The sequence below is a fragment of the Sulfuriferula multivorans genome (assembly GCF_003851125.1).
GTDB lineage: Bacteria > Pseudomonadota > Gammaproteobacteria > Burkholderiales > Sulfuriferulaceae > Sulfuriferula > Sulfuriferula multivorans.
The window spans coordinates 1-1,298 of sequence record NZ_BGOW01000081.1 but is presented as its reverse complement, the minus strand read 5'-3'; the positions used below and the strand labels follow the sequence as shown (position 1 = coordinate 1,298).

The 1,298-nt window shown below is 49.2% G+C and carries 2 protein-coding genes; both read left to right on the top strand.

Features of this window, described 5'->3' with window-relative positions:
- Positions 1-299: 299 nt before the first annotated feature.
- Complete coding sequence (locus tag EI185_RS17640; protein ID WP_124706448.1) at positions 300-722, top strand: hypothetical protein; 423 nt, start codon at positions 300-302, stop codon at positions 720-722.
- A gap of 188 nt (positions 723-910) precedes the next feature.
- Complete coding sequence (locus tag EI185_RS17635; protein ID WP_124706447.1) at positions 911-1,273, top strand: hypothetical protein; 363 nt, start codon at positions 911-913, stop codon at positions 1,271-1,273.
- The last annotated feature ends 25 nt before the right edge of the window (positions 1,274-1,298 follow it).

Sequence of the window (1,298 nt, the reverse complement as noted above, 5' to 3'; positions counted from 1 at the left end):
GGCCGCGTTAAATCGGTTCACGATCATGTTCGATGAGCGCATGCCGCAGCTTTAAACGATTTCCCGTTTACACAAAATCGCGGATACCCCCGACTATTCGCGCTTGGCTTATTTGCTGCAACCAAAGAGTTTACCAATGCACACTCTGCAGACTTCTCCATGGTGTTTAGCGTCAATCGCTCAACGCCCAGCTTCGATCCCTTGAAGCACTGAGGCGCGCTCGGATGTCCGGTTAGCTGGTACGAGGTGCAATTGATTTGATTTGGCAAAAACTACGTTAGTTGCAGGAGATCGTTATCGTGGACATCATTGCTATTACCTCATTTGTTTTAGGCCTTGTGAGCTTTGTTGCGTCTATCGTGTTTTTTGTAGTTGGCACTCGAACCGAGCGACACAACCAAAAAATTCTTAATCTAATAAATGGGGCAATCCAAAGCTGGCAGGCCGAGATCATAGCTTCGAACATCGAATTGCTTAATTCAAGGGTCGAGGTTGTCGGAAAGAAGGTCGCTCTTGAGGACGCAAAGGCCAAGCATACATTTCTTGAGCAGCTTTCAGAACGCATCAAGTACATAGTCGAGCATCCGGCTCTAGACGATCTTGGACCAGGACAATCTCACAACCTGAAGCTACTTTTAGAGTGTTTCGAGAACGCCACCAAGCCCTCCGTCCCGCCCGATGTGCTTGAGCGCATGCTTGTGCCGCCTGTCGCCAAGGGCTAGTGTCATACTCTTTCAATTAATCTTGCCCGATACGCCCAATACTTATGGTGCGCACATCACCCAATCTGCCAAACTGCCGATGTACAAGACCTGTTCGAGCGGAGGTATGGGAAGGGGTGTAGCCGTGAGGCTTCTCCTTTTCCTAAATAGGCCAATTGAAAATCGCGAACATATAAAGGAAGCTGGTCATGAGCGAAGACGACGAAGCGATGGAGTATCAGCAGTTCCGAGTAGACCTTCTGAACTCGAAGTTCAAGGGAACCCATTCTGAGCAGCAAATGATTGAGCGGCTGATCCAGTTGTGTCAGAAGAGGAACAGGTATGCTCTGCGCGGGCTGGAAAACGCCAAGCTTACCTATGCCCCAGATTCTCGAATGGTGAACTCAATTTGGCAAAGTGGGGCAATCTATGTCATGACCAACGTTGCTTCACCTTCTCAAATCGGTCCGGATGGCACCGATAATTTTGGACTCTGGCGAAATGGGGGGTATCCGCGATTTTGTGTAAACGGGAAATCGTTTAAAGCTGCGGCATGCGCTCATCGAACATGATCGTGAACCGATTTAACGCGGCCTT